Origin of the sequence: Cupriavidus sp. CuC1 (assembly GCF_044627735.1) — a bacterium.
Lineage (GTDB): Bacteria > Pseudomonadota > Gammaproteobacteria > Burkholderiales > Burkholderiaceae > Cupriavidus > Cupriavidus ulmosensis.
On record NZ_JBIUHC010000030.1, the window covers coordinates 46,641 to 69,483 of the forward strand.

The 22,843-nt window shown below is 60.1% G+C and carries 21 protein-coding genes and 2 pseudogenes; 8 read left to right on the forward strand and 15 right to left on the reverse strand.

Translation table 11 applies throughout. The annotated features are described in order from the left end of the window. Positions 1–13: 13 nt before the first annotated feature. Positions 14–1,561, reverse strand: coding sequence for a class I adenylate-forming enzyme family protein (locus ACGLHR_RS15450; RefSeq protein WP_400094935.1), 1,548 nt, complete (start codon positions 1,559–1,561; stop codon positions 14–16). Positions 1,562–1,564: 3 nt separating this feature from the next. Continuing rightward, positions 1,565–2,743: an acetyl-CoA acetyltransferase gene (locus ACGLHR_RS15455; protein ID WP_400094936.1), complete on the reverse strand. Its 1,179-nt coding sequence runs from the start codon at positions 2,741–2,743 to the stop codon at positions 1,565–1,567. A 200-nt stretch (positions 2,744–2,943) separates the two neighbouring features. On the opposite strand from ACGLHR_RS15455, the gene ACGLHR_RS15460 reads away from it, so the two are divergent. Then, the gene (locus ACGLHR_RS15460; RefSeq protein ID WP_400094973.1) at positions 2,944–3,984 is read left to right on the forward strand and encodes a LuxR C-terminal-related transcriptional regulator; all 1,041 of its coding nucleotides are present in this window, start codon (positions 2,944–2,946) and stop codon (positions 3,982–3,984) included. 430 nt (positions 3,985–4,414) lie between these two features. Here the strand turns inward: ACGLHR_RS15460 and ACGLHR_RS15465 are convergent, their stop codons facing one another. Next, positions 4,415–5,056, reverse strand: coding sequence for a TetR/AcrR family transcriptional regulator (locus ACGLHR_RS15465; RefSeq protein WP_400094937.1), 642 nt, complete (start codon positions 5,054–5,056; stop codon positions 4,415–4,417). A gap of 285 nt (positions 5,057–5,341) precedes the next feature. Here ACGLHR_RS15465 and ACGLHR_RS15470 point away from each other — a divergent pair, with 285 nt between their 5' ends. The 5 genes from ACGLHR_RS15470 (at position 5,342) to ACGLHR_RS15490 (ending at position 12,489) form a co-directional block, all read left to right on the forward strand. Beyond that, a complete protein-coding gene (locus ACGLHR_RS15470) occupies positions 5,342–6,571 on the forward strand; it encodes an efflux RND transporter periplasmic adaptor subunit (RefSeq protein WP_400094939.1) in 1,230 nt (409 codons plus the stop codon). Positions 6,572–6,575: 4 nt separating this feature from the next. After that, positions 6,576–9,749 carry an efflux RND transporter permease subunit gene (locus ACGLHR_RS15475; RefSeq protein WP_400094941.1) on the forward strand — a complete coding sequence of 1,058 codons (3,174 nt, stop codon included), beginning with the start codon at positions 6,576–6,578 and terminating at the stop codon, positions 9,747–9,749. After that, on the forward strand, positions 9,746–11,215 hold the full coding sequence (locus ACGLHR_RS15480) for an efflux transporter outer membrane subunit (protein ID WP_400094943.1): 1,470 nt from the start codon (positions 9,746–9,748) through the stop codon (positions 11,213–11,215). Before ACGLHR_RS15475 ends, ACGLHR_RS15480 begins: the two co-directional genes overlap by 4 nt. A 94-nt stretch (positions 11,216–11,309) precedes the next feature. Next, the gene (locus ACGLHR_RS15485; protein WP_400094944.1) at positions 11,310–12,110 is read left to right on the forward strand and encodes an isocitrate lyase/phosphoenolpyruvate mutase family protein; all 801 of its coding nucleotides are present in this window, start codon (positions 11,310–11,312) and stop codon (positions 12,108–12,110) included. 133 nt (positions 12,111–12,243) lie between these two features. Further along, positions 12,244–12,489: a DUF1272 domain-containing protein gene (locus ACGLHR_RS15490; protein ID WP_400094946.1), complete on the forward strand. Its 246-nt coding sequence runs from the start codon at positions 12,244–12,246 to the stop codon at positions 12,487–12,489. A 477-nt stretch (positions 12,490–12,966) separates the two neighbouring features. Here the strand turns inward: ACGLHR_RS15490 and ACGLHR_RS15495 are convergent, their stop codons facing one another. Further along, complete coding sequence (locus ACGLHR_RS15495) at positions 12,967–13,398, reverse strand: hypothetical protein (RefSeq protein ID WP_400094947.1); 432 nt, start codon at positions 13,396–13,398, stop codon at positions 12,967–12,969. Positions 13,399–14,172: 774 nt separating this feature from the next. Here ACGLHR_RS15495 and ACGLHR_RS15500 point away from each other — a divergent pair. After that, positions 14,173–14,679, forward strand: coding sequence for a DUF1993 family protein (locus tag ACGLHR_RS15500; protein ID WP_400094949.1), 507 nt, complete (start codon positions 14,173–14,175; stop codon positions 14,677–14,679). On the opposite strand, the gene ACGLHR_RS15505 is transcribed toward ACGLHR_RS15500, so the two are convergent. From ACGLHR_RS15505 to ACGLHR_RS15530, 6 genes and pseudogenes are all read right to left on the reverse strand, one after another. Then, positions 14,601–15,095, reverse strand: coding sequence for a winged helix-turn-helix transcriptional regulator (locus ACGLHR_RS15505; RefSeq protein WP_400094951.1), 495 nt, complete (start codon positions 15,093–15,095; stop codon positions 14,601–14,603). The two genes, ACGLHR_RS15500 and ACGLHR_RS15505, sit on opposite strands and share 79 nt — an antisense overlap. Beyond that, a complete protein-coding gene (locus tag ACGLHR_RS15510) occupies positions 15,083–15,487 on the reverse strand; it encodes a gamma-glutamylcyclotransferase (RefSeq protein ID WP_400094952.1) in 405 nt (134 codons plus the stop codon). Before ACGLHR_RS15510 ends, ACGLHR_RS15505 begins: the two co-directional genes overlap by 13 nt. Then, positions 15,438–15,737, reverse strand: a complete 300-nt coding sequence (locus ACGLHR_RS15515) for a gamma-glutamylcyclotransferase (protein ID WP_400094954.1) — start codon at positions 15,735–15,737, stop codon at positions 15,438–15,440. The genes ACGLHR_RS15510 and ACGLHR_RS15515 overlap by 50 nt, the downstream gene beginning before the upstream one ends. 176 nt (positions 15,738–15,913) lie before the next feature. After that, positions 15,914–16,095: pseudogene (locus tag ACGLHR_RS15520) on the reverse strand (transposase); the annotation flags it as partial. Between the two features lie 321 nt (positions 16,096–16,416). Beyond that, entirely contained in the window at positions 16,417–17,103 is a 687-nt protein-coding gene (locus ACGLHR_RS15525) for a M15 family metallopeptidase (protein WP_400094956.1), read from the reverse strand. A gap of 119 nt (positions 17,104–17,222) precedes the next feature. Further along, a pseudogene (locus ACGLHR_RS15530) lies at positions 17,223–17,664 on the reverse strand (MaoC family dehydratase); the annotation flags it as partial. A 601-nt stretch (positions 17,665–18,265) separates the two neighbouring features. Between ACGLHR_RS15530 and ACGLHR_RS15535 the strand changes: the two are divergent. Next, entirely contained in the window at positions 18,266–18,571 is a 306-nt protein-coding gene (locus tag ACGLHR_RS15535) for a hypothetical protein (RefSeq protein WP_400094957.1), read from the forward strand. 230 nt (positions 18,572–18,801) lie between these two features. Here the strand turns inward: ACGLHR_RS15535 and ACGLHR_RS15540 are convergent, their stop codons facing one another. From ACGLHR_RS15540 to ACGLHR_RS15560, 5 genes are read right to left on the reverse strand one after another with little or no spacing between them, the layout of a single operon-like run. After that, positions 18,802–19,056 (reverse strand): H-NS family nucleoid-associated regulatory protein, encoded by a 255-nt coding sequence (locus ACGLHR_RS15540; protein WP_400094959.1) that lies wholly within the window; start codon positions 19,054–19,056, stop codon positions 18,802–18,804. 51 nt (positions 19,057–19,107) lie between these two features. Next, complete coding sequence (locus tag ACGLHR_RS15545) at positions 19,108–19,323, reverse strand: hypothetical protein (RefSeq protein WP_400094960.1); 216 nt, start codon at positions 19,321–19,323, stop codon at positions 19,108–19,110. Between the two features lie 6 nt (positions 19,324–19,329). Continuing rightward, on the reverse strand, positions 19,330–19,881 hold the full coding sequence (locus ACGLHR_RS15550; RefSeq protein ID WP_400094962.1) for a hypothetical protein: 552 nt from the start codon (positions 19,879–19,881) through the stop codon (positions 19,330–19,332). Beyond that, entirely contained in the window at positions 19,878–22,067 is a 2,190-nt protein-coding gene (locus ACGLHR_RS15555; protein ID WP_400094964.1) for a phage integrase family protein, read from the reverse strand. Before ACGLHR_RS15555 ends, ACGLHR_RS15550 begins: the two co-directional genes overlap by 4 nt. A 13-nt stretch (positions 22,068–22,080) precedes the next feature. Then, the gene (locus ACGLHR_RS15560) at positions 22,081–22,806 is read right to left on the reverse strand and encodes a hypothetical protein (RefSeq protein WP_400094966.1); all 726 of its coding nucleotides are present in this window, start codon (positions 22,804–22,806) and stop codon (positions 22,081–22,083) included. Positions 22,807–22,843 lie beyond the last annotated feature (37 nt).

Here is a 22,843-nt window from a genome sequence, read left to right on the forward strand (position 1 = left end):
AAAGCCGAGGACATCAAACGACCAAGGGAGAGATCCCGCGATCCTTGGTGTCCACGAAAAGGCGGCGTAGCTCAGTCTTGGGAATCTTGCCGTAGCCGTTCTTAGGAAGCTCTGCAACGAACAGGTATCGCTTCGGCTTCTTGAACGACGCCATCGTCTTTGTGAACCATCGGTTCAGTGCGAAGGCATCTGCTTCATGGCCTGTTCGCAATACGACAATGGCTAGGACAATTTCGCCCCACTCGTCGTCCGGCTCACCAACCACGGCCACTTCTTCGACCGCCGGATGTTCAGCCAGGACTTCCTCGACTTCGCGGGGATAGATGTTGCTGCCGCCCGAAATAATCACGTCCTTGGAGCGATCCGTCAGGGTGAGCATGCCAGTCTCATCAACGTATCCGACGTCTCCGGTGCGGAGCCAGCCGTCCACAAGCGCAGCACGACTTGCCACCTCGTTACGCCAGTATCCCTGCATGACCGTAGCGCCGCGGACAACGACCTCACCTTGCAAGCCCGAGGCCACCGGCTCAAAGCCGCTGTCTACTACTTTCACCTCAACACATGACTGCGCCCATCCGACGGAAGAAGCGACACGTTCCCAGTCGGGCCGCGAGCGATTGCCCACCGCTTCACGGCTCAGCGCGGTGATGGTCATAGGAGATTCGCCCTGACCGTAAATCTGCACCAGGCGCGGGCCGAACGCGTTCAATGCGATGCGCAGGTCTGCCAGGTACATCGGCGCACCTCCGTAGACGATGGTGCGGATGCCGTTACCACCATAGCCCGACCGTATCGCCTCCTCGCTCATCCGCTTCACCATGGTTGGAGCAGCAAACAGCGATACGCGGCCTAGGGTAGAAGCGATGCTAAATATCTCAGACGGGTCGAAGGCACGCGATTCCGGAACGATATGCGCGGCGCCAGACCTGATGAAGATGAAGTTATAGAGGCCGGCGCCATGTGATATTGGCGCGGCGTAGAGCAAGGCATCGCCTCCACTCACCGACTCGACCTCGACCGGATAGCAAAGCGACATGGCCGAGAGATTGCCATGCGAGAGCATCGCGCCTTTGGAACGCCCAGTGGTCCCGGAGGTGTAGAAGATCCACGCAAGGGTGTCGGACGAGCAAACCTTTGGCGCTACCACAGGCCTGGCCAGCAGCGGGGTCCGCAAATTGCGCAGCGCAGCGATCTCTTTGCACCCGACGGGAAGGTCAGTTGTCGAGAAGACGTGGCCGTTATCCGTGAGCAACACGCTCGCTTGCGCATCCTCGACAATGCGAACAGCTTCAACAACGTGCAGTTTGCAATTGATGGGCACCGCCACCGCGCCAAGCCACCAAATGGCATAGAGCCATTCCAGGTACTCGCAGCAGTTATACATGAAGAGCACCACCCTATCCCCTGGCTGCACGCCATAGGCGTCATGCAGTACGCCGGCCAGCTCGCGCACCGTCTTTCGCAAGTCGTCATAGTCAGCAATCTGCATCGTGCCCCGGTACAGCGCGGGTCGCTCGGGCCAGCGGTTTGCCGCTTCGTCGAGCCAGTTTGCGATGTTCATTTCTTACGCCCTCCGTGCCTCGAGGACAGTCGCATAGTTGGCGACTCCCATCCCGCCCATATTGAAGAGCAATGCTGCCTCGGGTTCGTGAGCACTCACGCCTATAGGATCTCCGGTAAGTTGCCGGAACGCCAGGGCGTGCATCGACACACCGGTGGCACCAACAGGATGGCCCTTGGCTTTCAGACCGCCGGACAGATTTACTGGCAGACGCCCTCCGGGCTGAACGATGCCCTCCTCCAGTGCCAGGTGGCCTTGGCCAGCAGGGGCCAGTCCCATCGCTTCATAAATCAGCAGCTCTGCGATGGTGAAGCAGTCATGAACTTCCGCGAAGTCCATATCGCTCAGCGACACACCAGCTCGCTCCAGTGCAGCTGCGATGGCCCGACGGGGTCCTTCGAAAGCGAGCAGATCCCTTTGACGCAGCGGCAAGATGTCGCTGACCAAGGCGTGAGAGCGAATTGCCACTTCTTTGGCAAATGACTTGGCGCGCGACTCCGATGCCAGGAGAATCGCTGCAGCCCCGTCTGAAATCAGCGAGCAATCCGTCAGGCGCAACGGCGGGGCAATCAACGGATTGCTATCCGACACCGTATTGCAGTGCTCGAACGTCATTTCCCGACGCATCTGAGCAAGCGGGTTCGTCAGGGCATTGGCGTGATTCTTTGCAGCAATAGCCGCCATGGCGGGAAGCGGGTCCCTGAAACGCGACGAATACTGTTGCGCAGCGACGGCAAATACTTGAGGGAAGCTCAGCTTCGCTTCTTCGGCGTCGTTCTGGTAACCGGCACCGGCAAGGCTGCGCGTCACCTCCGCGGTTGAGTTTGAAGTCATCTTTTCGGCGCCAACCACGAGCACAAGCTCAGCTTCGCCGGCCCGAATCAGATTGATGCCAGCCTGAACAGCAGCCGATCCAGACGCGCAGGCGTTCTCGCATCGCATGGCAGGCTTGTAACGGAGCCCGGGATCCGCTTGCAGTACGAGCGAAGCGGGAAATCCGTCGGGCACCATGCCGGAGTTGAAATGACCGAGAAAGACTGCATCGATCTCAGAAGCGTCGATCTTGGCGTCACGAAGAACGCTCTGTGTTGCCTCAACGATGAGAGATTCGAGAGTCTGCTGGCTGAGACGGCCAAATGAGGTATGAGCGCTCGCAACGATGGACACGGATTTGGCTGACATGGGTCGCTCCTTTGCAGGCAATGTCGCTGTACTAGGGGCCGCATATGCGGGATTGCTGTTGGTCGTAATCTATATCTCTCGCAACATCGCAGGCAGACGGCCAATTACCCTAGGGTTCACACTGATACGCGATTCATAAGTTCGTTCCAAAATTCGAGCGTAAGAGCGTATACAGCGGCGAAACGGTGCAAGGGACAGATATGAAGAGGCGGCCACGCGTAGAATTTTCCATATCCGAGTCAGAAGTTCGTTCGCTATTAGTGCGCTCGAGGCTTCCAGAAACGGGGCCAGCAACGGCGCTTCGGCTTCGAATCGTGACGCGACTTGCGCAGGGTCTCTCGAGCACCGCTGTTGCTGCGGAGCTGGGCATAAGCGAAAAGACCGTAGTGAAATGGCGGGGCCGATTTCTCGCGCGTGGGGAAGATGGGCTACTCGATGCCCCTCGCCAAGGTGCGCCGCGCCGCATCGACAATGTTTCCGTGGCCAACGTCATCACGCACAGATTGTCCTTAGACGATGCCACTAGCACGCGCGAGGTTGCGCGGCAAACAGGCGTCTCGCAGTCCACCGTCGCGAGAATCTGGCGGGCCACAGGTCTATCAGGCGCGCGGCACGAGGGCAAGTCATCGGGTTCAGCACGACGCAAAACTCGTGCCCCATCCCATATTGCATCCGGAGACGAGCGTGATAGCGAAGCCAGCGACCTCATGCTGGCGTTCTATATGGCTCCCGTAGGTCTCATGGTGTCCCGACAACGCGTTGTTCACACGTACAACGGAGCATTCGGTCAAATGTTCGGATACGAGCCGAAATCACTCGTCGGAAAATCGCTGGAGGCGCTCTATCCGACGCCAAAGGAGTTCGAGCACATCGGCGAACGAGCTCTGCTTATCATGCGAGACACTGGTGTGTATTCGGATGAGCGCATCATGCGCCGCGCAAACGACAGCCTTTTTTGGTGTCACGTGTCTGGGCGCGCAATCGACCGGGCAGATCCATTCGCTGCTGCGGTCTGGACGTTCGAAGACCTTTCTTCGGTACGCAAGGTCACTGCCGACCTGACCTCTCGTGAGCGTCAAATAGCCCAGCTGTTGGTGAACGGCAACAGCAGCAAGCAGATCGGGCGCGAATTGGCTATCAGTCCACGCACCGTGGAGGGGCATCGTGCTCGCCTGATGCTCAAGTACGGGGTCCAGTCTTCGAGCGAGCTGATTGCGCACCTAATCGGAAGAGTGATTTAAAACCATATTCGGCGCATGCCTATCTCTCCCTCATGCTGCGGGAGATAGCCATTTGCCACGCCATAACTCTGGCGTCCCGATCCGAGGGCGTGCACTCTTGAATTGGCCGCACGGCAAGCGACACGTGCGCGGCCACACCACTCCATAACGGCTACCTAGGCGTAACCACACCACCAACTCGTGGATGGAACAAGCACGCATTGTTCCGTTCTATCGAACAATTCTTTTGGAACATTGAACTTGAGTCTATGCAGCCGCCGACGCTATGTTTTTAACAGCTAGGCGGAATTTGTTCCGCTTTGTCCGACGTGCGCATTCCATCGTAGGTCAACGTCAACTTCCTGGGTCGAAAAGAAAAATGCCGCTCGCTCATTCCGCCTTTTCGCTCTGTCGTGACCTCGCTTCGCTGCTTGCGCTTCGAGCACTGCCCCTACTGCTCCAGCGGCGCATTCGCCGTTTGCCCATTGGGCAGCGACTTTCCTGCTGCGGCTCGCCTCCTTCCCGCAGTTTCCGTGGGAAGCCCCGCCAATCGCTTCTTCGCCTCTTCCAGGATTTGGTTCGAGAGCTGTGGGTCATCGATGATCCGCGACATCGTGACGGCTCCAATCATGGCCGACAACGTGAAGATTGCGCCACCTTTCGCCTCTTCCGAGTCAAAGTACTCAGAAATCACATCGATAAGCCCACGGAACCCATTCGAGGCAGCACGCCTGGCGTCATCGTCCGCCCGCGCGAGCTCACTACCAAGGGCGACCAACGGGCATCCGCCCAAACGGTCGTCTCGATATTCAGCGGATAGAAAGTCCCGAATGTGATTTAAGAAAGCCTCAGTTCCACCTTCGGCAGCAGCCTCTGCCGTCTGTACCAGGGACTCCATGCTTGCCGCGCAAGCCTCTGCGACAAGCTGGTCTTTCGACGCAAAGTGGCGATAAAAGCCCCCGTGTGTAAGGCCGGCCGCCGCCATGATCTCCGAGACACCCGTTGCATGGATGCCATTGCGCCGAAACTCCCGCACTGCAATTTCAACAATCCGCCGTCGCGTTTCGGCGGTTTCTGCCTTCGACTTCTTCATTTGCCAACTCCTTCAGGCCGCGCGCGGGGACGACCCAACTCTTGCGCCGGCGACGTCTGAACTATCGGTCATAAAATTTATAGTGTCAAGTGATCATCTATTTCTTGACTTTTTAGATGACGACTTTTATCTTACAGGCAGATAGCGTCAACCAATCATCTAAAGCTGGCGGGGTGGTAGACCAGCTGGAGAGGTTTAGGCAGATGTGGACGCTTCGGAACAAACCGGTGCCGGCTTGGGTGTTTCAGCGGCGCAATCCCTCTCCAAGACAAATGAGGAATGAAGATGAATGACGACATCACCCGGCTGGACGCCGGAAGTAGCGCGAGCCAGACTTCCCGCAAGAAGGGGACAGCTGTATGGGTGGGGTCAATCGCAGCGGCTGCTGTTGTTGTGGCAGGTGGCGCATTGACGCTTTATGTGGGAGGTTCAAACAAGGTCCAGGCTGCTCCGACTAAGGCACCAATCGTCTCAGTCAGTGCCCCTCTGCAACGCGATGTCGAGACCCGCATTGGCTTTCTCGGCCAATTCTCGCCGGTCAAGAACGTGGAGCTGCGCGCACAGGTCGGTGGGACCTTGAAGCAAATCAACTTCAAGGACGGCGACATCGTCCGCGAGGGCGAGGTTCTGTTCGTCATCGACCCCGAGCCGTATGAAATCACCCTTAGCAAGGCACAAGCCCAGCTCGAAAGTGCGACTGCTCGACTTGAATTGGCCGGCCGTGAATTGACCCGCGCCGAGACGCTGAAGAACACCGACGCCGGAACGCAGCAAAACGTTGAGCAACGTCTGGCTGAAAAGCGTGCTGCTCAGGCGGCCGTGAACGATGCGAAAGCGCAGATCCGGGACGCACGTTTCGACCTTGAGCGCACGCGTGTCAAGGCTCCATTCACCGGCCGGATTGGCACACACCAGGTATCGGCAGGCAACATCATTGCCGGCAGCCGCGCAGCCAATGGTCCGACCACCCTGCTCGCCACCATCGTGTCCATGGACCCGATCTACCTGAATTTCGACATGAGCGAGGCTGACTATATGAAGTTCCAGCAGCAGCGCGCGAAGGAAAAGGGGCCACTCGCCAACAAGATTGAGATCTCTCTCAATGGCGAATCGAAGTACGAGCGCGACGGCACACTGGATTTCATCGACAACACGCTTGACCGTTCCAGCGGCACGATTCATGCCCGTGCCACGATTCGCAATCCCGACCTGGGTCTGACTCCGGGCGGATTCGCGCGCATTCGCCTCGCCGTATCAGCCCCTGAGCCGGCTCTGCTCGTGCCGGATGCTTCCGTCATTGCGGACCAATCGGAACACATTGTCCTCACGGTCGGCAAGGGCAACATCGTGACACCGAAGAAAGTTGAGATCGGGGACATTCGCGGCGGGCTGCGCGTGGTGCGCTCGGGTCTGGCTGCGACCGACCAGGTCGTAATCGACGGTGTACCTCTCGCAGCGCCGGGCTCGAAGATTGCGCCGCAGCCGGGTTCTATCAAGTTCGCCGAACAGGACTGATGCCATGAAGCTCGCTCACTTCTTTATTGACCATCCACGGTTCGCCGCGGTGCTCAATATCTTCCTTGTCCTGTTTGGGCTGGCAGCAATGACCACGCTGCCCGTGGCTCAATATCCGGACATTGTTCCGCCAACCATTCAGATTACGACCGCCTATCCGGGCGCGTCTGGCGAGACCATCGCCCGCACGGTGGCCACGCCCCTCGAGCAAGCCATCAACGGCGTGGAAAACATGTCGTACATCAGCAGCCAGTCGACGGGTAATGGATTGCTTACCATCACCGTCATTTTCAAAATCGGGACGGATCCGAATACAGCGCTGATGCTCACCCGCAACCGGGTGCAGGACACGTTGTCTCGGCTGCCACAAGAAGTCCAGCTTCAGGGCGTCCAGGTGAAGAAGACCATTCAGGCCCTACTGCTTGGGGTGCACGTCTATTCGCCGGACGGTTCGCGTAGCGCTGAGTATCTTTCCAACTACATGCTCCGCGTGAGGGATGAGATCGCACGCATCCCTGGTGTCGCTGACTTCTGGGCACTCGGCGAGCGCCGCTATGCAATGCGAATCTGGATCGACCCGGATAAGGCTGCCGCATACAACATCAGCGCGAGCGAAATCATGGCAGCGCTTCGCGCACAGAACGCTCAGGTGTCGGCAGGTGCGTTGAACGTACCTCCCGTCGCGAACAGCGCAGCGTATCAGGTCAACGTCGAAGCGCTGGGGCGCCTGACCAAGCCTGAAGAGTTCGCTGACATCATCATCAAGTCCGACAACAAGGGCCGGGTTACGCGTATCCGTGATGTGGGCCGCGTAGAACTGGGTTCGGTTGACTATGGCTCCAAGGCATATGCCGACCGCCATGTCTCGGCACCGTGGTGGGTCATCGCCACGCCGGACGCAAACGTGGTTGAAGTTCAGCATGCGGTCTGGGACAAGATGGCGGAGCTCAAGAAGGACTTCCCGCCGGGCGTCGACTACATCAAGATCTACGATCCGACCAACTTCGTAACGTACTCCATCGATGAAGTCATTCTGACCATCTTTATCGCCATCATCCTGGTCGTCGGCGTTGTCTACATATTCCTCCAGAGCTGGAGAGCCACAATTATCCCGGTGATTGCCATCCCGATTTCGCTGCTTGGCACCTTCACGGTCCTGGCTGCGCTCGGAATGTCGGTGAACAACTTGTCGCTATTTGGGCTAGTGCTGGCAGTGGGGATTGTGGTGGACGACGCGATTGTCGTGGTCGAGAACGTCGAGCGCAACATGAGTCTTGGTATGTCTCCGCTCGAAGCCGCTCACCAGACAATGACTGAAGTCTCGACGGCCCTGATTGCCATCGCGTTGACGCTGTGCGCAGTGTTCGTGCCGACGGCCTTCATCTCGGGCATCTCGGGTCTCTTCTTCAAGCAGTTCGCAACCACGATTGCCGCATCGACGGTTATCTCGTGCTTCGTCTCGCTGACGCTGAGCCCGGCCCTGTGCGCGGTCATGCTTAAGCCGCACGACCATGCCCATGCGAAGGCCCATGGCATTGGCGCGTTCTTCCGTCGGTTCTTCGGCAAGTTCAACGTTGGGTTCGAGTGGCTGTCGGACCGCTACGGCAAGATGACCGCTCGCCTGGTTCGCGCTGGCGTGATTGTCGTGGTGGCGTACGTCGGCCTGATTGGTCTTACCGGCCTGCAGATGTCACGCATGAGCACTGGCTTTATTCCTGAGCAAGACATTGGATATCTCGCGATAATCGTCATGTTACCGCCAGGATCGAGCCTCGAGCGCACCGACAAGGTAGTTCGTGAAGTCAATGAAATTGCCCTGAAGACCCCTGGGGTTACGCATACCTCGCCGACGACGGGATTCGATGTCACCACGTCGACCGTGTCACCGAATGTTGGGACGATTTTCACGTCCCTCCCTTCCCTCTACGGTGAACATATGAAGGGTGTCACGGCTGCATCGATGGTTCAAACCTTGCGAGAACGGTTGTCTGTCATCAAGGACGCCTACGTCATCGTCGTGCAACCGCCTGCAGTTCAGGGCCTCGGTGCTGCCGGTGGCTTCAAGATGATGCTCCAGGACCGCGATGGGCTCGGGCCGCAGGCGCTGGCCAAGGCAGCGAACACGTTGGTCGCCGCAGCGAACAAGGACAAGACCTTTGGTGGTGTCTTCACGCTGTACAACGCCGGCTCTCCGTCGATATACACCGATATTGACCGTCTGAAGGCCGAGAAGATTGGTCTGACGACCACCGACGTCTTCTCCACTCTGCAGCTGTACCTCGGTTCGCAATACGTCAATGACTTCAACTACCTCGGCCGCACCTATCAAGTGCTCGCCCAGGGCGACGAAGCATTCCGCAAGACGCCCGGGGATATTGCACGGCTGAAGGTGCGTAATGCAGACGGGGAGATGGTGCCTATCGGTTCTGTGGCCACGTTCAAGGACTTGACTTCGCCGTATCGCGTACCGCGACACAACCTGTTCCCGGCAGCTGAAGTGATGGGTGTAGCAGCGCCTGGTGTGGCTTCCGGTACAGCGATGAAGCGCATGGAGGAGCTTGCCAAGGAAGTGTTGCCGTCGGGCATCGGCTTCGAGTGGGCCGACCTTGCATATCAGCAACAGCAGCACGGTATCCCGACGATTGCCATCTTCGCTGCAGCGGCCCTGTTCGTATTCCTCGTGCTGGCCGCGCAATACGAAAGCTGGAAGACTCCGTTGGCCATCGTCCTGATTGTCCCGATGTGCTTGCTTGCGTCGTCCTCGGGCCTGCACTTGCGCAATATGCCGATCGACATCCTGGCCCAGATTGGATTCGTGGTGCTCCTTGGGCTAGCGGCGAAGAACGCGATTCTCATCGTCGAGTTCGCTAAGCAGCGGCAGGATGAGGATGGTGCAAACGCAGAAGATGCAGCAGTGCATTCGGCTCGGACTCGTCTGCGCCCGATTCTGATGACATCGTTCGCCTTCATCGCGGGTGTGGCACCGCTGGTCGTAGCTACCGGAGCTGGTTCTGAAATGCGCCAATCTCTCGGCACCGCCGTGTTCTTCGGAATGCTGGGTGTGACGATCTTCGGTCTGCTGTTCACGCCTGCCTTCTACAGCATGATCCACAGAGTCCGTAGCAGTCCTGCTGTGTCGAGCGCTCTGAATCGACTCCGCATTGGGAGGTCAGCATGATCCGCATTCCTTCAAAGTTGTCCAGGACAGCAGTAGGCACCCTGTTGTTGAGTGCAATGTTGGCAGGCTGCGCCGTCGGCCCTGACTACACACCGCCGACAAACGATATGACGCCGTTTCACAGCACGGCCGCCGCAGCGAATAAAGCAGCACCGGCGCCGTCGCTGGAGAGCTGGTGGCGCGGTTTTAACGACCCGATGCTTGTCAACATCGTCCAGCGCGCACTCGGTCAGAACCTGGACCTGGCGGCATCGATAGCACGCGTGCAACAGGCTCGGGCGGTGGCGAGTAGCGCAGGCGCACAGCTTCTGCCTACGGCGGATTTCAACGCAGCGGCCGGCTATACGCACCAGAGCCTGCGTGGCCCCCTCGGCTCTGTCGCTTCGGGAAGCCCGGGTTTCAAGCGGAACACGCCTTTTTACACGGTTGGTCCTGCTGCTAGCTGGGAAATTGATCTGTTCGGTGGGCTGCGGCGCGGTGCAGCGGCAGCCGAATATGAGGCAGTTGCGGCAGAAGCTGACCATGCTGGCACTCGCGTGATGGTCGCGGCCGACGCAGCCGACGCCTACTTCCAGATCCGCGGCTACCAGGTGCGACTGGCCATTGCCGGAAAGCAGATCGAGACGGATGAACGTCTGCTACGTCTGGTACGTGACCGCTACGATGCTGGCGCAGCACAGGGACGGGAGGTTGCGCAGGCTGACGCGCTGCTGAAGCATGCCTTGGCCTCTGTTCCTCCGTTGCGCATTGGCTTGGAGCAGCAGCTCAATCGACTCGATGTCCTGATGGGCGTTCAGCCTGGTACGTATGCACAGGAACTAGGGGCGGCAAGCGATATTCCGGCTGTCCCCGGCGTGCCTGCGGATGCCGAGCCCCAGGAGGTGTTGCGTCGCCGCCCCGACATCATTGCCGCTGAGCGTCGTCTGGCCGCTTCCAGTGAGCGTATCGGCGCAGCGATCTCCGACTACTACCCCAAAATCTCGCTGTCTGGAGCCCTCGGATTCGACAGTCTGAACGCTGGGAAGCTCTTCACTTCCTCCGCCTTCACTGCGACCGGTGGCGGTGCGCTGCGCTGGAGGCTGTTCGATTTCGGCAAGGTGGACGCAGAGGTGGCTCAGGCACGCGGCGCTAACGCCGAGGCTCTGGCGCTCTATCGCAAGGCTGTGCTTCGCGCTACCGAGGATGTGGAGAACGCGTTCACCACCCTGACGCAGACGGAGATTCATGTGGTCCAGCTTCGGGATGAGGTCCAGGCGCTTCTAAAAGCCCGCGATCTGTCGGAACAAGCCTATCGCGCCGGGTCCATCACGTTGACTGATGTTCTGGACGCCGACCGTCAATTACTGACCGCGCGCGATGAGTTCGATGCAAACCGCGCCAATGCAGCGAGAGCTGCCGTCGGCGTGTTTCGTGCACTCGGCGGTGGGTGGGAGCCTGCACCGACAAATGGAACGAAAGCTAGCTAATCCCCGGGAGGAAAACAGAAGGCGGCATCCGCCGCCACTTCTTCCCCGAAATATTTGGTCCGGCGTCCTGTACGCCGTCAAACTGGAGTCAAACATGTCCAAGATTGTCGATACCTTCCGCAAGCTTCACGCCAATCCAATGCCGCTGATCCTCGCGAACGCGTGGGACGCCGGGACCGCTCGGCTGACTGAGAGTCTGGGCGCAACTGCCGTCGCAACTACCAGTGCAGGCGTCGCATGGTCTCTCGGCTATAGCGATGGGCGCGAGTTGCCCATAGAGGAGACTGTGAACGCGGTGCGGCGCATGCTCCGTGTACTGAGCGTTCCACTGACAATCGACATCGAGAACGGCTACTCCGACAAGCCCAAGGTAGTAGCCGACAATGTGATGCGTCTGGTGGACCTTGGCATCGCAGGCATCAATATTGAAGACGGTACAGATGATCCGTCACTGCTCGCTTCCAAAATCGAGGCGATCTCGAGCGCTGTCGCCAAGGCACGCAGAGACTTGTTTGTGAACACGCGGTCCGACGTTTTCCTAGCCGGACTTGCGTCGAAAGCAAAGCTCGTCGAAGAATCGATCCGCCGCGGAATACTCTATGCAGAAGCCGGTGCAGATGGCTTGTTCTTGCCAGGCATCCTGCAGACTGGCCACATCAGCGAAGTCGCTTATGAGGTCTCCTTGCCCCTGAACGTCATGGCGTGGCCTGGCCTACCGGATGCGGCGGGTCTCGCAAAGCTTGGGGTGCGTCGCCTTAGCGCTGGCTCGGGCATCTCGCAAGTCAGCTTTGGTGTGACCGAGGCGCTTGCCCGCGAATTCCTCAAGAGCGGTCGCTCAGAGGCGCTTTCGCCGAATTCGATGGCCTACGGCAAGCTGCAGGAACTCCTGGGATAACCACTCTCGACGGGGGCGGCCCAGGGTATTCGGCTCTGGGCCAAGATTTTCACGCGCTGGGGACGCAAGCTCGTTCTCTCGAGTGACTATCAATTCGGTTGGCCCATATCTCGCAAATTTGATGGAGACAAGCATGCTGACGCTACGTCCAAACTGCGAGTACTGCAACAAGGATCTGCCGCCTGATTCGGCCGATGCCATGATTTGCAGCTTCGAATGTACGTTCTGCAGAGATTGCGCGGATGGGGTTCTCAACCACAGGTGCCCCAACTGTGGCGGAAATTTTGCACCGCGGCCCATCCGGCCGGTTGAGCTTCTCGAGAAACATCCAGCCTCTACCGAACGCATCTGGAAATTTTCAGGTATGGACGGCCGGTAACAAGCTGATGATTTGCGATGTGGGCTATCGGCAGGTCTCAACGTAAGAGCAGGAATCTCCGGGAGTTAACCGCTCCCTGGTAGCCCCTCAACAAAACTCTACCCATGGTCCCTCTTCCCAGCCTGCGAGTCGTACTCAGCCGACCTATTGGCGGCAGATACTTCGTGACGCTGATACGGAACTCCGGAGTTTCCGACCGCTCTATCGCTTTCGACTCCGAAGCAGAGGCCCTCGCCTACATTGAGCGGGAATACCCAGAATCCGAGATATCGCGCATGGCTGGCGGCAAGCAAGCTTCACGAAGGTCGCGGATCGTGTAACGCAAGATGACTTTCTTCTCACGTAGACCATGGTTTCGGTATCGGCGCACGCCGAAATTAGGCGGACAGCCTTGGGTCGCCAATCGATGGACAATGGCGTATCCCAAGGCATCTCATCGACGACTGCTAGGGCTCTCTTCTGTATCCGCGCTCTGTTTCAGCGAGCGTCTTCGAGTAGCGCAAATAACCTTTCTTCGTCCAGAAGCTGGCGTATCCCATCGTGCTCACCAAATTGCTTGGTAGTGACCCACCATTCTCCATTGGCGCTGAGCGTCAATTGCGCGTCGTACCGCAGCCCCTTGACACCAATGACTCCAGCAGCGCCGATGGCGCGCACATGTAGCGGCACGAACGATACGTGTTTGTCTTTAAACTTCAGTGTGTACGATTTCGTTAAGACGTTTTCCTGGTCGCAGAGGGTGCGAGCATCTGACACACCTAACTGGATCCTTCCCTCGAGCCAAGTGCTAATAAGCTGGCCGAGTTGCTCAACAGCATTCTGGAAACTTCGTACCGCGTCTTCGCCTGTCACTTCGATGCGATCATGATTCTCAAGACTTTGGAAGAAACGTTCCTTTGCGCTGCTCATGTAGGTCTCCTACCGCGATGTGCGAGTGGGTATTGGGACGGCCATCATATTGTGCCGCGATACCTATTCGCAGGCTGCGAACACAGTATTCACTTTTCTTGACCATTCTTGGGCTGCTACTTGTGCTGGAGCGTCCCGAAGGCCGGAGAGGCCGTTGACCTACGCTCGGCAGCCGCGGCAGCCGCGTCGGGATCGCTTGCAGCAATGGCGTCATAGATAACTTTGTATTCCTGCTAAACGGCCGCTGCCAGGTCTGCGTGATTCGCTTTCGAGTCGCGACGCCCAGCAAACAACACCGGTACTTCTGAGACACTCCGGCCTTGCAGGTTCATCCGAAAATCGGCACAATCTCCACGAATCAATTGAATCGTAGAATTCGTTCGGCCCCCATGGGAGGGGTTATGGAACGACAGGTAATCGATTCTCGCCGGCGTATGCTGCTCTCCGGCGGACTCCTATTGTGCACCGCGCCATTTGCGGGTTGCGCTACACAGGGCAGAGACTCTGAGAGCTTAGACATCGGCGATTGTCGGCTGCTTCAAGGGCTCTTGTATCGTTGTCAGCAGATCCATCTCTTTTGTTCTCCCGTTCAGCTATGCGTCGGCGCAGACCAGTGCAAGTGCACGGGTGGCCGGACACCAGCGCGCCGGATAAATCAGCGATACCATGACACCCGCTGGCAAGCCCGCCTTTCAAGAAGCAGTGTGCTGACTTTGCGTTCCGTAACTGCACTGGCCGCCCACTCAACACTCAATGCCTTCGGAGGCAATCGACATGTACTACGCCGCTATTCAACAGGCTACCCAAAGCGTCGAAAATCTCTACACGCTACTCGACAAGGCCGAGCAGTATGCGCAAGCGCAGAAGTTTGACGTGTCCGAGCTGATGACAAGTCGCCTGGCTCCGGACATGCAGCCCTTCATATATCAAGTGCAAAGCGCGTGCGACTACCTCAAGGGTGCCGCAGCATGGCTGTCGGGCCAGACGCCTCCTAAGCACGAGGACACCGAACAAACCATCGACGAAGTCCGCGTGCGCATTCGCAAGACCGTTGAATTTTGCAGAAGCGTGACAGCTCACCAATACCAGCACGCGGTGGAGCGGCATGTCAGGCTATCCTGGGCTCCTGGAAAATACCTCGAGGGTCAGGACTATCTCCTCCAGATGACCATCCCGAATCTCTACTTTCACCTCACTGTCGCTTATGCAATCTTGCGCCACCGGGGCGTTGACGTGGGCAAGATGGATTTCCTGGGTCCCTTGTCCTTCATCGACGGTTGACCTGCGCCAATGGCTGCACGACGTTCAGGGGAAAATGCCCAACTGCGCCTGGCTATTCGTCCCACCCTGCACCTTCCAGCGACAGCAACGTCTGCTTTGCGGTCCATCAAGGTCAGGAGGATTGGTCCGCGCTCAGTGAGCACGTCTTCGTCACGGGGAAGAGCACTGTATTGCCGCCTAGCTAGCAACCCCTCGTCGATAAGCTTGGCCAGTCTCCGAACCAGCATGTTGGGCGAGATGCCTGGCCTCTTCTGAAATTCATCGAAGCGCGTAGCGCCGTAGAATGCCTCGCGCAGCAGCAGCAAGGAGACGAGGTATCGCCGATCCTTTCGACCGCACGTGCGACCGGCCACGTCGCTTGATTGTCTGATGCTCTCTTCGAGGATGCCGGCCCGCACGGTCGCTAGGCAGGGCATGCGCGAAGATAGCGCTCCAGCTCTTCGATATAGTCATCCACCAGGCCGAGGCTTCGCAGAGCGTCAGCCAGAGCGGTCACGTATTCGGCGTTGCTGCCAAACGGGCCTGACGCCCTGGCGATGGACGGACCTATTGTTTCTATGGTGGCATCCTGCTCGTAAATTGAGTGAGCGCTATTTGCAACGAACAAGATGGCGTCCGCCGTCGTTCCGTCAGCAAAATCCACGCGCGCCCAAGTTGGCACATAGGCGCCCACGACCATCTCCCTCGTCCAAATGATGGCCAATTCCTGCAAGAGGTCCTCTTCTTCGACGTGGAATGCAACTCCGCTCGTGGTGCCACTAGGTTCCACCCAACATTCGCCCGATGCACTCTGGCTGAGCCCTGCCATAGCTCATCCGTAGACAGAAGCTTCGGTGCCAGCCTGATACGGTTGCAACTCGTGTTGCGTCAAAGCGGATAAGGGGATTCCAGATCAGCGACCCATATGCAAAGAGCCACACTCCATCGCCGCCGGTACGGCCATCTAGCGCCTTATGCAACGAGGCGAGGAGCTCCTTCTCCGTCCATACGATGTCGCCGCGCGTGTCCGAGTAAGCCTGGACATAACTACCGCTGCTGAGCAACTCTCTGGTCAACATATGAATTACATGTCTTCGAAACTGATTCAGCGTCCTTCAGGACGGTCGCTCCAATCCGGCCACCCATGTTACTGCGGCAGAACACCCGAATTGGATGCGCCAACCGAAACTCAGTATTCGGAAAAACCGATCATTCAGTTTTGGGAGAAAATGGTTATTGCTGCGACTGCAACTGCAAGCTCGATCACGTCCGCGCCGAAGCTCGCCTTATAGCCCGCGTAATCGTCGCACACGAGCTTGCCTTACCAGTCTTTCAGGAAGGCGCGCATGCTCACCCGCACGGCTCGACGCGAAGTCGTAGACAACACCGCGCGCGGACTCATAACTTGTGGGGCAGTTACGCCCATAGATAGGCACGTAATTTCATTCGCAGACGATGGTGCCTTGCTGTGGCGGGCCCGCAGTTCAGAACGCTGCAATTGCCCCACCGAGAGAGTGAGGACCTCGACCCGGGCGATGCGGCTGCATTGGGTCTGCATTCGCAGATGCGGCTTCGTAAAGTCCCAGCGGCGACTCAAGGATACCTGGCTAGACACCGCGAAGGTACACATTGGCGCAGCCTCCCAATTCGAGCGTCGAAGGCCCCTTCTCAATCGTCGTAATCTTCCCGGCCACAGGTCAGCAGCCGGGGCATAACGCAGCGCCTCCTCCGCGAAGCAAAGGCAAGAGCGCTGGATCGTTACTGTTCGTCAGGCAATACGATGTTAAGAATATGGTTTCGATAGATGCTGGGAATCAGCTCGAGCAAGAGCTCCTTACCGAGGACATCTGCTTCTCGAATTGCCTCTGTAAGCAGTTCAGGCGTGACTTGCTGCAACGCTGGCATGGATAGTGGAGCGTAGCTAAGGTGCCAAGGTTCTGGGTACATCCCTCCCTTGTAGTGCTTGTAGGGCCTAAAGAAGCCATGCTTAGCCGCATTTTCATCGAGCCAGTGATGCAAAGCCGAGAACATCCCTCCAGGCGCAACCTCTTCCGGTAGGAGTTTCGGTACGTAGCCAGGAGGCATCACTTCGCCATCAACTACGTCAATCTCCGTTCCCCATTGATGCCGGCTTCCTCCCGGAACAGCAGACCAATTGAGAATGCAGTCGATGACTTCCGACGGCAAAAGCGCGCTGAAATCGCGCACGTTGCCGTGCATGTCGTAAAGCGGCTTCTGGCCGCTGAACTTTTTATTCCAGATACGCAACTGAGTGCGGAAGTCCCGGAAGCTGCTATATGGAAGTAAATCAATGCCAGCACGTCCCGCGTCTGCACGCATGTCGAGAAACGCCGTAACGGCTTCGGACTGCGCAGCAAATCGAGGGGTGGAGCACTGGACGACATGGGTCCGAGCTCGGCCGGTCAGCTCCAATTCATTGAGCATTCGCACCATATTCAGCCATCATATTTAGAGGCGACAAGCACAAGTCTGGACGCCCGGACGCAGCTGCTGTGCCTCGGGGCCCGCCATCCGCCGACGCAGGCTATGCAGCATCCGAAGATGCGTCGCTGTACCACGAGGTTTATGACGAAACGTTGCACAGGCTCATCGCTTTGATTCAGCGTAGTGCAACGCGCTTGCACGATTCCTTGCTGCGGCTTGGTCTTCGATACGCGCACATCCAAAATCTCGAGCTCCACGCGCAAGACGTCATGAGGCCGCACCGGACGCGGCCATTGGAACTCCTCTATACCTGCGCCGATGAAGCCTCCCGCGGGACGGAACTCTCCGCCCGCAAGCAATCGCATAGTCAACGCGGCGGTGTGCCATCCGTTGGCAGATAATCCGCGAAAGATGGAATCGCGTGGCCGCTATCTCATCCATATGGAAGGGCTGCGGGTCAAACTCGGCCGCGAATGTCTTGATCCGGTTTGCATCGAGCTGATGCAAACCAGTCCGGTAGTGTTGGCCAGCTGCCAGGTCTTCGAGGTAATGAATCGCCATGTCTAAGTCTCTCTCTGCTTTGTCGGTACGTGCATAGAGACCTCCAGCAACGCCGTCCTGGCTGCCCTGATTTAGAGCTAACGTTCGAGACGCTGGCAGCTCCGCGCGTCGTACAGCCATCCACCATTCCGGCTGCTGCGTACAGGCCGTAGGCGGCTTACGGCGGCAGAATGTATGCATTAGATGCGTTAATTGGAACTCAGTGTTTGGTAAACCCGTCATTTCATGTCCGCCGTTCCTCTCATTGCCACAGGTCGACCGCCCAGCACATCGGCGGCGAGCTAGAATGCTTCTGCAGACAGCCCCAAAGACCACCAATACGCAGCTGAAGCTCGGCATCAGCGACAGCAGGCTGCCGATAACGGAGCATCCGCAACGTGGCGAAAAGAAACCGAGGCGACTTTACGCAGGCGACCGTGCTGCGGATAGCAAAGCGCGCGGGATGGCTTTGCTCATTTCCGAATTGTCACAAGCCTACTGTCGGCGCGACCGCCGATGACGACGATAAATTCATCAGCATCGGCACCTCAGCCCACATTTGTGCAGCAGCATCCGGCGGACCCCGCTAGACGCGGCCATGTCCCCCGAGGAACGCTAGTCCGTGGCGAACGGCATTTGGATGTGCCGCGATCACGGTAAGGCGATTGACTCAACCGATTCAGAATTTACCGTCGAGACTCTGCTTTTGTGGAAGAAGCAGGCCGAGGATGAATCCAGGCGGCGCGTTCTGGAGGGTGAAGTCGTCCGGCAAGTCCCAGAAGTCAAATTGTCCGATTTGGCCGAGCGACTCAAGGCTGCCGCGCTTGCTGACCCGAAGGTCTTTCGTAGAACCGCGAAGTGGCCGAGCACCTCCATCGCACTCACCCTCAAAGTCGAGGGCTTCGAAGAATCTGTCACGACGAGCTAGGTCTGCGGCGTGCGGGTGATGGTACTAGTTGCTTTTACATTCGCAACGCGAGACCAGGCACCCAGGGTGTCGCCGCTCGAGTCGGTTGGCTCTTGAAGTGGCGCGTGAGTGGGCTCAATAAGGCTGAAGTGGCAAAGATCGCATGGAGTCTGGCTGAGGTCATTGCTTCACATGTGCGGCATCTCAATTACGACTGGATGGTCCACCGCAAGCGAGAAGACAGCGGGCCGCTAAGCGCCGACCCGGAAATGATCCGCCGACTGCCCCGCATTGACGGCCCGCTGCAACCAGGCCGGCATCTCGCCCTGCCCGTCCCATTTCTGCCCTTCGGCGTTGCGGTAGATGCGCGTCGGCGCGGGTGCCGCCGGCGGCGCGTTCTCGGCAAAGCAGCCGGCTGCCTGCAGGTCGGTCAAGGTCAGGCCGTGCCTGGCCATCTGGACACGGATCCACACCGTGGCTGCGGCGCGCTCGATCTCAAGAGACATAGGTATAACGTTTTGGGAGTCGGAAAAGTGCAACGATTTGGGGGCGCACGATCATTCACTCTTGCCGGCATCCCACACCGCCCGCATCGCCTCCATGCGTCGCGCCGCCTCGGTGGTCACGTAGCGCGTGGTGGTATCGAGCGAGGCGTGTCCGGCAATCTGCTGCACCATCTTGAGCGGCGCCCCGGCGGCCAGCGCTTGGGAAATACGGGTGTGGAGGCTGCCAGTGCGTGCTGGCGGCGTGCAGCCGCTTGCCGCACCCGCCACCAAATGCTACCCGCCGCTGTTGCGGATCAGTTCGATGTCTGCCATATCGCGCGTAACCGCCGCCTGGGCCTTCTCCAGGTCGGTCGCCACCCAAACGCCAGCGACGATGCGCTCCGTTAGCGAGTTGATGCCGGCCTCTTTTGTTCGGATCAAATCCTCTCTCCTGGGTATCCGAAACACGGTGGCTCCGAAACGTACCGGTTGGCTGGCGACATACATCTCATCGAAATCCATGTCGCCCACCGACGTGAGGATATCGATGTCGGGCGCCATCTCATTCGGGAGCGCCACCCGCGTACCGGACTTGTGGAGCCGGTCCAGCAGACTTTCCGAACTCGCACCGGCTAGGCCACGTAGGACTGCGTGAACCTGGTTCGGTGTGAATCCAGTAGTGCTCATCCAAACATCCAAGTCATGTGTCGGTCTGAGAATACCAAGTCCCTGCATCGCCTTCCCGCCGATAACCACGTAGCGTGCGCCCGCTTGGTTCATGGCGAGAATGAAGCGGCGCTGCACCTTCGTCATGAGGCCAAGTCTGGTCAAGGGGGCATTCTTCATTGGGCCTTCCCTTCGTGGAAGAATCGCTTCATCGCCGCCATGCGCCGGGCATCCTCGGTAGTGATGTATCGGGTAGTTGTGTCGAGCGAAGCGTGGCCGGCGTTCTGCTGGACAATTTCCAGCGGCGCACCGGCCGCGAGCGCGTGGGAAATATGCGTGTGCCGCATCCAGTGGGTGCTGGCGGCGCGCAGGCGCGCCGCGCCGCGCGCATCCACCAGGTCCAGCTCGCTGGCGCAGGCCTGGAAGAAGCGCTTGATCTGCCGGTACAGCGTGGTGGCGGCCAGCGCGGCTTGCGCGCCGGCGCGATCGGCCTTGGCCCACGGCGCCCGCTCGGCCTGGTCGGTGGCGTGGCCCAGCAACGCGACGCCGCCCGCGATCCGGTTCGCCGCCGGGTCCGCGGCAAAGCCCCGCGCCACCAGGTACCGTCCCAGCGCCTCGATCGCCGCCTCCGGCACCGGCACCCGACGCGGCTTGTTGCCCTTGCCGAGCACGGTCAGCCACCAGCCCTCCTCCCGCGCCTTGGCGCCGCCGCCTTTGGCACCGGGCAGGCTCACCCATTCGAGGTCGTCGGTGGTGACCGACACCACCTCGGACAGGCGCAGACCGGTGGCGTACAGCAGCGGCAGCGCCACCTGCAGGCGTTGGTTGGCCGAGCTTGGCGGCAGCCGCGCGAGGCAGCCGGACACGAAGGCCCATTGCTCCTCGGTCAGGCTGCGGCCCGTGTCCATCTTCGGCTTGACGCTCTTTGGCACATGGATGCCCTGCCACGGGTTGCCGGCCAGGTAGTTCTTGTCGTTGAGGTAGCGGTAGAGATTGGTCAGTATCCGCACCGCCAGGGCTTGCGCCGCTAGCGACAACGGCCCCTCGAAGGGGCGCCAGACCGGGCTCCAGCGCTCGCGCGAGCGCGGCGCGCACCAGTCCGCCGGGGGCGCCGCGAGGAAGTCACGGTAGGCCAGGCAATCGTCGGTGTCCATCGAGGACAACGGCTTGGCGCGCACCACGAGCGCCCACAGCAGGAAGCGCTCGGCTTCCCGGCGGTAGCCCCGCTGGGTGTGCGACAGGTAGTGCAGCCAGTCCAGCGGACCCGGCAGCGTGGCCAGGTCGCGGCGGCGCTCGCGCAGCCGTGCCACCTGCTCGGGCGGCAGGCCGGCCTTGGAGCGCAGCCAGGACAGCACCGCCTCATAGTCGTTGTGGGCGCCGATCAGGCAGCGCGCTTGCGGCAGGCGGTAGGCGCCGGCGCGGCCATCCAGCTCGGCCGGCAGGATCAGCTTGTCGAGGGGCACCAGCGCGCCCGCGCGGGATCCGCGCGGCACCACCGCCGCGAGCTCGTGCGCATAGCGCTGGCGGCGCGGCACCGCCACGTGGGCGCCGATGCCCTTGCCGAGCGTTTCGGCATGGGTGCGCAGGAAGGCCTCGACCGCGCGGGCCTTGCCGGCCCCGATCGCCGGCAGGCTGCGCGCCCAGCCGCTGCCCAGGCTGTTGATGCGGTCGATCAGGTCGGAGAGCGTGGCCACGCCCGCCGCCTCCAGCCGCGTGGCCAGAGTGTCGGCTAGCCACGCGCGGCAGGCGTCGCCGGCCAGCACCGGCTGCGCGTACTTGCCCTCCAGCCAGTCGACCGCATCCAGCTGCCGGCGCATTAGTGCGGCGCGCTTCGCCTCCCGCTCGAGCGCCCGGCCGAAGCGGGTGCGGTACGCCTCCTGCTGCTCGGCCTGGGAGAAGCCGTCGAGGCCGGCTTCGGCGGCGAAGTCTTCCAGCGACGGCAGGCCCTCGCCCGGGCGCCCGATCTGGCGGAAGTCGACCCGCACCAGCCGGGCCATGCCATAGCGCTCCGCGCGGCCGGCGGCGGCGGCCAGCTCGCCGCGCAGCCAGGCCGTGACACGGCGCACCTTGGGGTGACCAGCAAAGCTCCGTGCGGCGCGGTCCTGCGCCGGCAGTTCGTCGTCCACCCCGCCCGGGCCGCGGGCGGCAAGCTCGGCTTCCGCCTCGATCTCGCCCTCGTCCAGCAGGTAGCGTTCCCACATCGGACGGGCATGCAGGCCCTGGATGATGGCGCGCAGGAAGCCAAAGTGGCCGCGGTGCAGATGGCGTCGCGTGACCGTGCGCCGGCGGCGACGGGGCGCGGCGGCTGGCGGCGCCACAGTGACGGAATCGGTAGGCAACGAGGCAGCCGGGATGGTCGTGGTCATGGTGATGGTGCCGTCAAGTCGCCGCAGCCTGCCAGACCCAGCCGGTGCCTACCAAAAATAGCGGGGTGGCGCGGAGGAAGCCAGTCGCGAACGCCGCCACGCAGAGATTGGCCACCGCTCGATCGCGCGGCCACACCACCACTTCCGCACCGGCCACAGTCCCGGAGTGGTGCTTGGCATTGTGGGCACGGACAGGAAACGCGGGAAAGTCGGCATGTCCGGGATAGCGGCACGCGCGCGCGGGGTCCCGGTAATAGAGGCTATCGCTGAAGGCGTGGTAATGGTGTCCCTGGATCAGCCAGACCACCTCGACGCCGGAAGCGTGGTAGCGCAGCGACCGGCGCTCGTACTCCTCCAGCGTCTGCGGCGACAGCTGCACCTCAAAGGCCACCTTCCGGCCCTCGCCCTCGGCCAGCACATCGGCTTCCCATGCCTCGCCCGAGGGCGAAGTCCCACCCTGCTCCGGCGCAGCCCGGTAGCCGGCCGCGCGCAGCCCCCGCACGAGCTCGGCCTTGATCTCCAGATGCATGGGCGACTCCGGCTGATAATTTGGATCGCGCCCGCCCGGCGGGTGCGCGAAGAACTGCAGCCCGCGAATGCTGCGTTTGAGCACCGCGGGCTGGCGGTTGCCCTTCATCACCAGCGTGCCGACGGGCAGGCGGCGCAGCGCAGCCCACGCGTCCGGCGAACAGGAAATGGAATCGATCGGCTCGCCGGTCAGCGTGTGGATAGCGGTCAAGGGCATGGTCGTGGCGGTCTTGGCGACGGAGGAAGGC

Coding starts and splice junctions, on each gene's coding strand:
- ACGLHR_RS15515 (WP_400094954.1), bottom strand. CDS start 15,737: ATGTTGACCAGAGAGTTGCTCAGCAGCGGTAGTTATGTCCAGGCTTAC.
- ACGLHR_RS15450 (WP_400094935.1), bottom strand. CDS start 1,561: ATGAACATCGCAAACTGGCTCGACGAAGCGGCAAACCGCTGGCCCGAG.
- ACGLHR_RS15505 (WP_400094951.1), bottom strand. CDS start 15,095: ATGCCCTGCCTAGCGACCGTGCGGGCCGGCATCCTCGAAGAGAGCATC.
- ACGLHR_RS15460 (WP_400094973.1), top strand. CDS start 2,944: ATGAAGAGGCGGCCACGCGTAGAATTTTCCATATCCGAGTCAGAAGTT.
- ACGLHR_RS15465 (WP_400094937.1), bottom strand. CDS start 5,056: ATGAAGAAGTCGAAGGCAGAAACCGCCGAAACGCGACGGCGGATTGTT.
- ACGLHR_RS15470 (WP_400094939.1), top strand. CDS start 5,342: ATGAATGACGACATCACCCGGCTGGACGCCGGAAGTAGCGCGAGCCAG.
- ACGLHR_RS15475 (WP_400094941.1), top strand. CDS start 6,576: ATGAAGCTCGCTCACTTCTTTATTGACCATCCACGGTTCGCCGCGGTG.
- ACGLHR_RS15480 (WP_400094943.1), top strand. CDS start 9,746: ATGATCCGCATTCCTTCAAAGTTGTCCAGGACAGCAGTAGGCACCCTG.
- ACGLHR_RS15540 (WP_400094959.1), bottom strand. CDS start 19,056: ATGTCTCTTGAGATCGAGCGCGCCGCAGCCACGGTGTGGATCCGTGTC.
- ACGLHR_RS15490 (WP_400094946.1), top strand. CDS start 12,244: ATGCTGACGCTACGTCCAAACTGCGAGTACTGCAACAAGGATCTGCCG.
- ACGLHR_RS15500 (WP_400094949.1), top strand. CDS start 14,173: ATGTACTACGCCGCTATTCAACAGGCTACCCAAAGCGTCGAAAATCTC.
- ACGLHR_RS15455 (WP_400094936.1), bottom strand. CDS start 2,743: ATGTCAGCCAAATCCGTGTCCATCGTTGCGAGCGCTCATACCTCATTT.
- ACGLHR_RS15495 (WP_400094947.1), bottom strand. CDS start 13,398: ATGAGCAGCGCAAAGGAACGTTTCTTCCAAAGTCTTGAGAATCATGAT.
- ACGLHR_RS15525 (WP_400094956.1), bottom strand. CDS start 17,103: ATGCTCAATGAATTGGAGCTGACCGGCCGAGCTCGGACCCATGTCGTC.
- ACGLHR_RS15550 (WP_400094962.1), bottom strand. CDS start 19,881: ATGAAGAATGCCCCCTTGACCAGACTTGGCCTCATGACGAAGGTGCAG.
- ACGLHR_RS15555 (WP_400094964.1), bottom strand. CDS start 22,067: ATGACCACGACCATCCCGGCTGCCTCGTTGCCTACCGATTCCGTCACT.
- ACGLHR_RS15485 (WP_400094944.1), top strand. CDS start 11,310: ATGTCCAAGATTGTCGATACCTTCCGCAAGCTTCACGCCAATCCAATG.
- ACGLHR_RS15510 (WP_400094952.1), bottom strand. CDS start 15,487: ATGGCAGGGCTCAGCCAGAGTGCATCGGGCGAATGTTGGGTGGAACCT.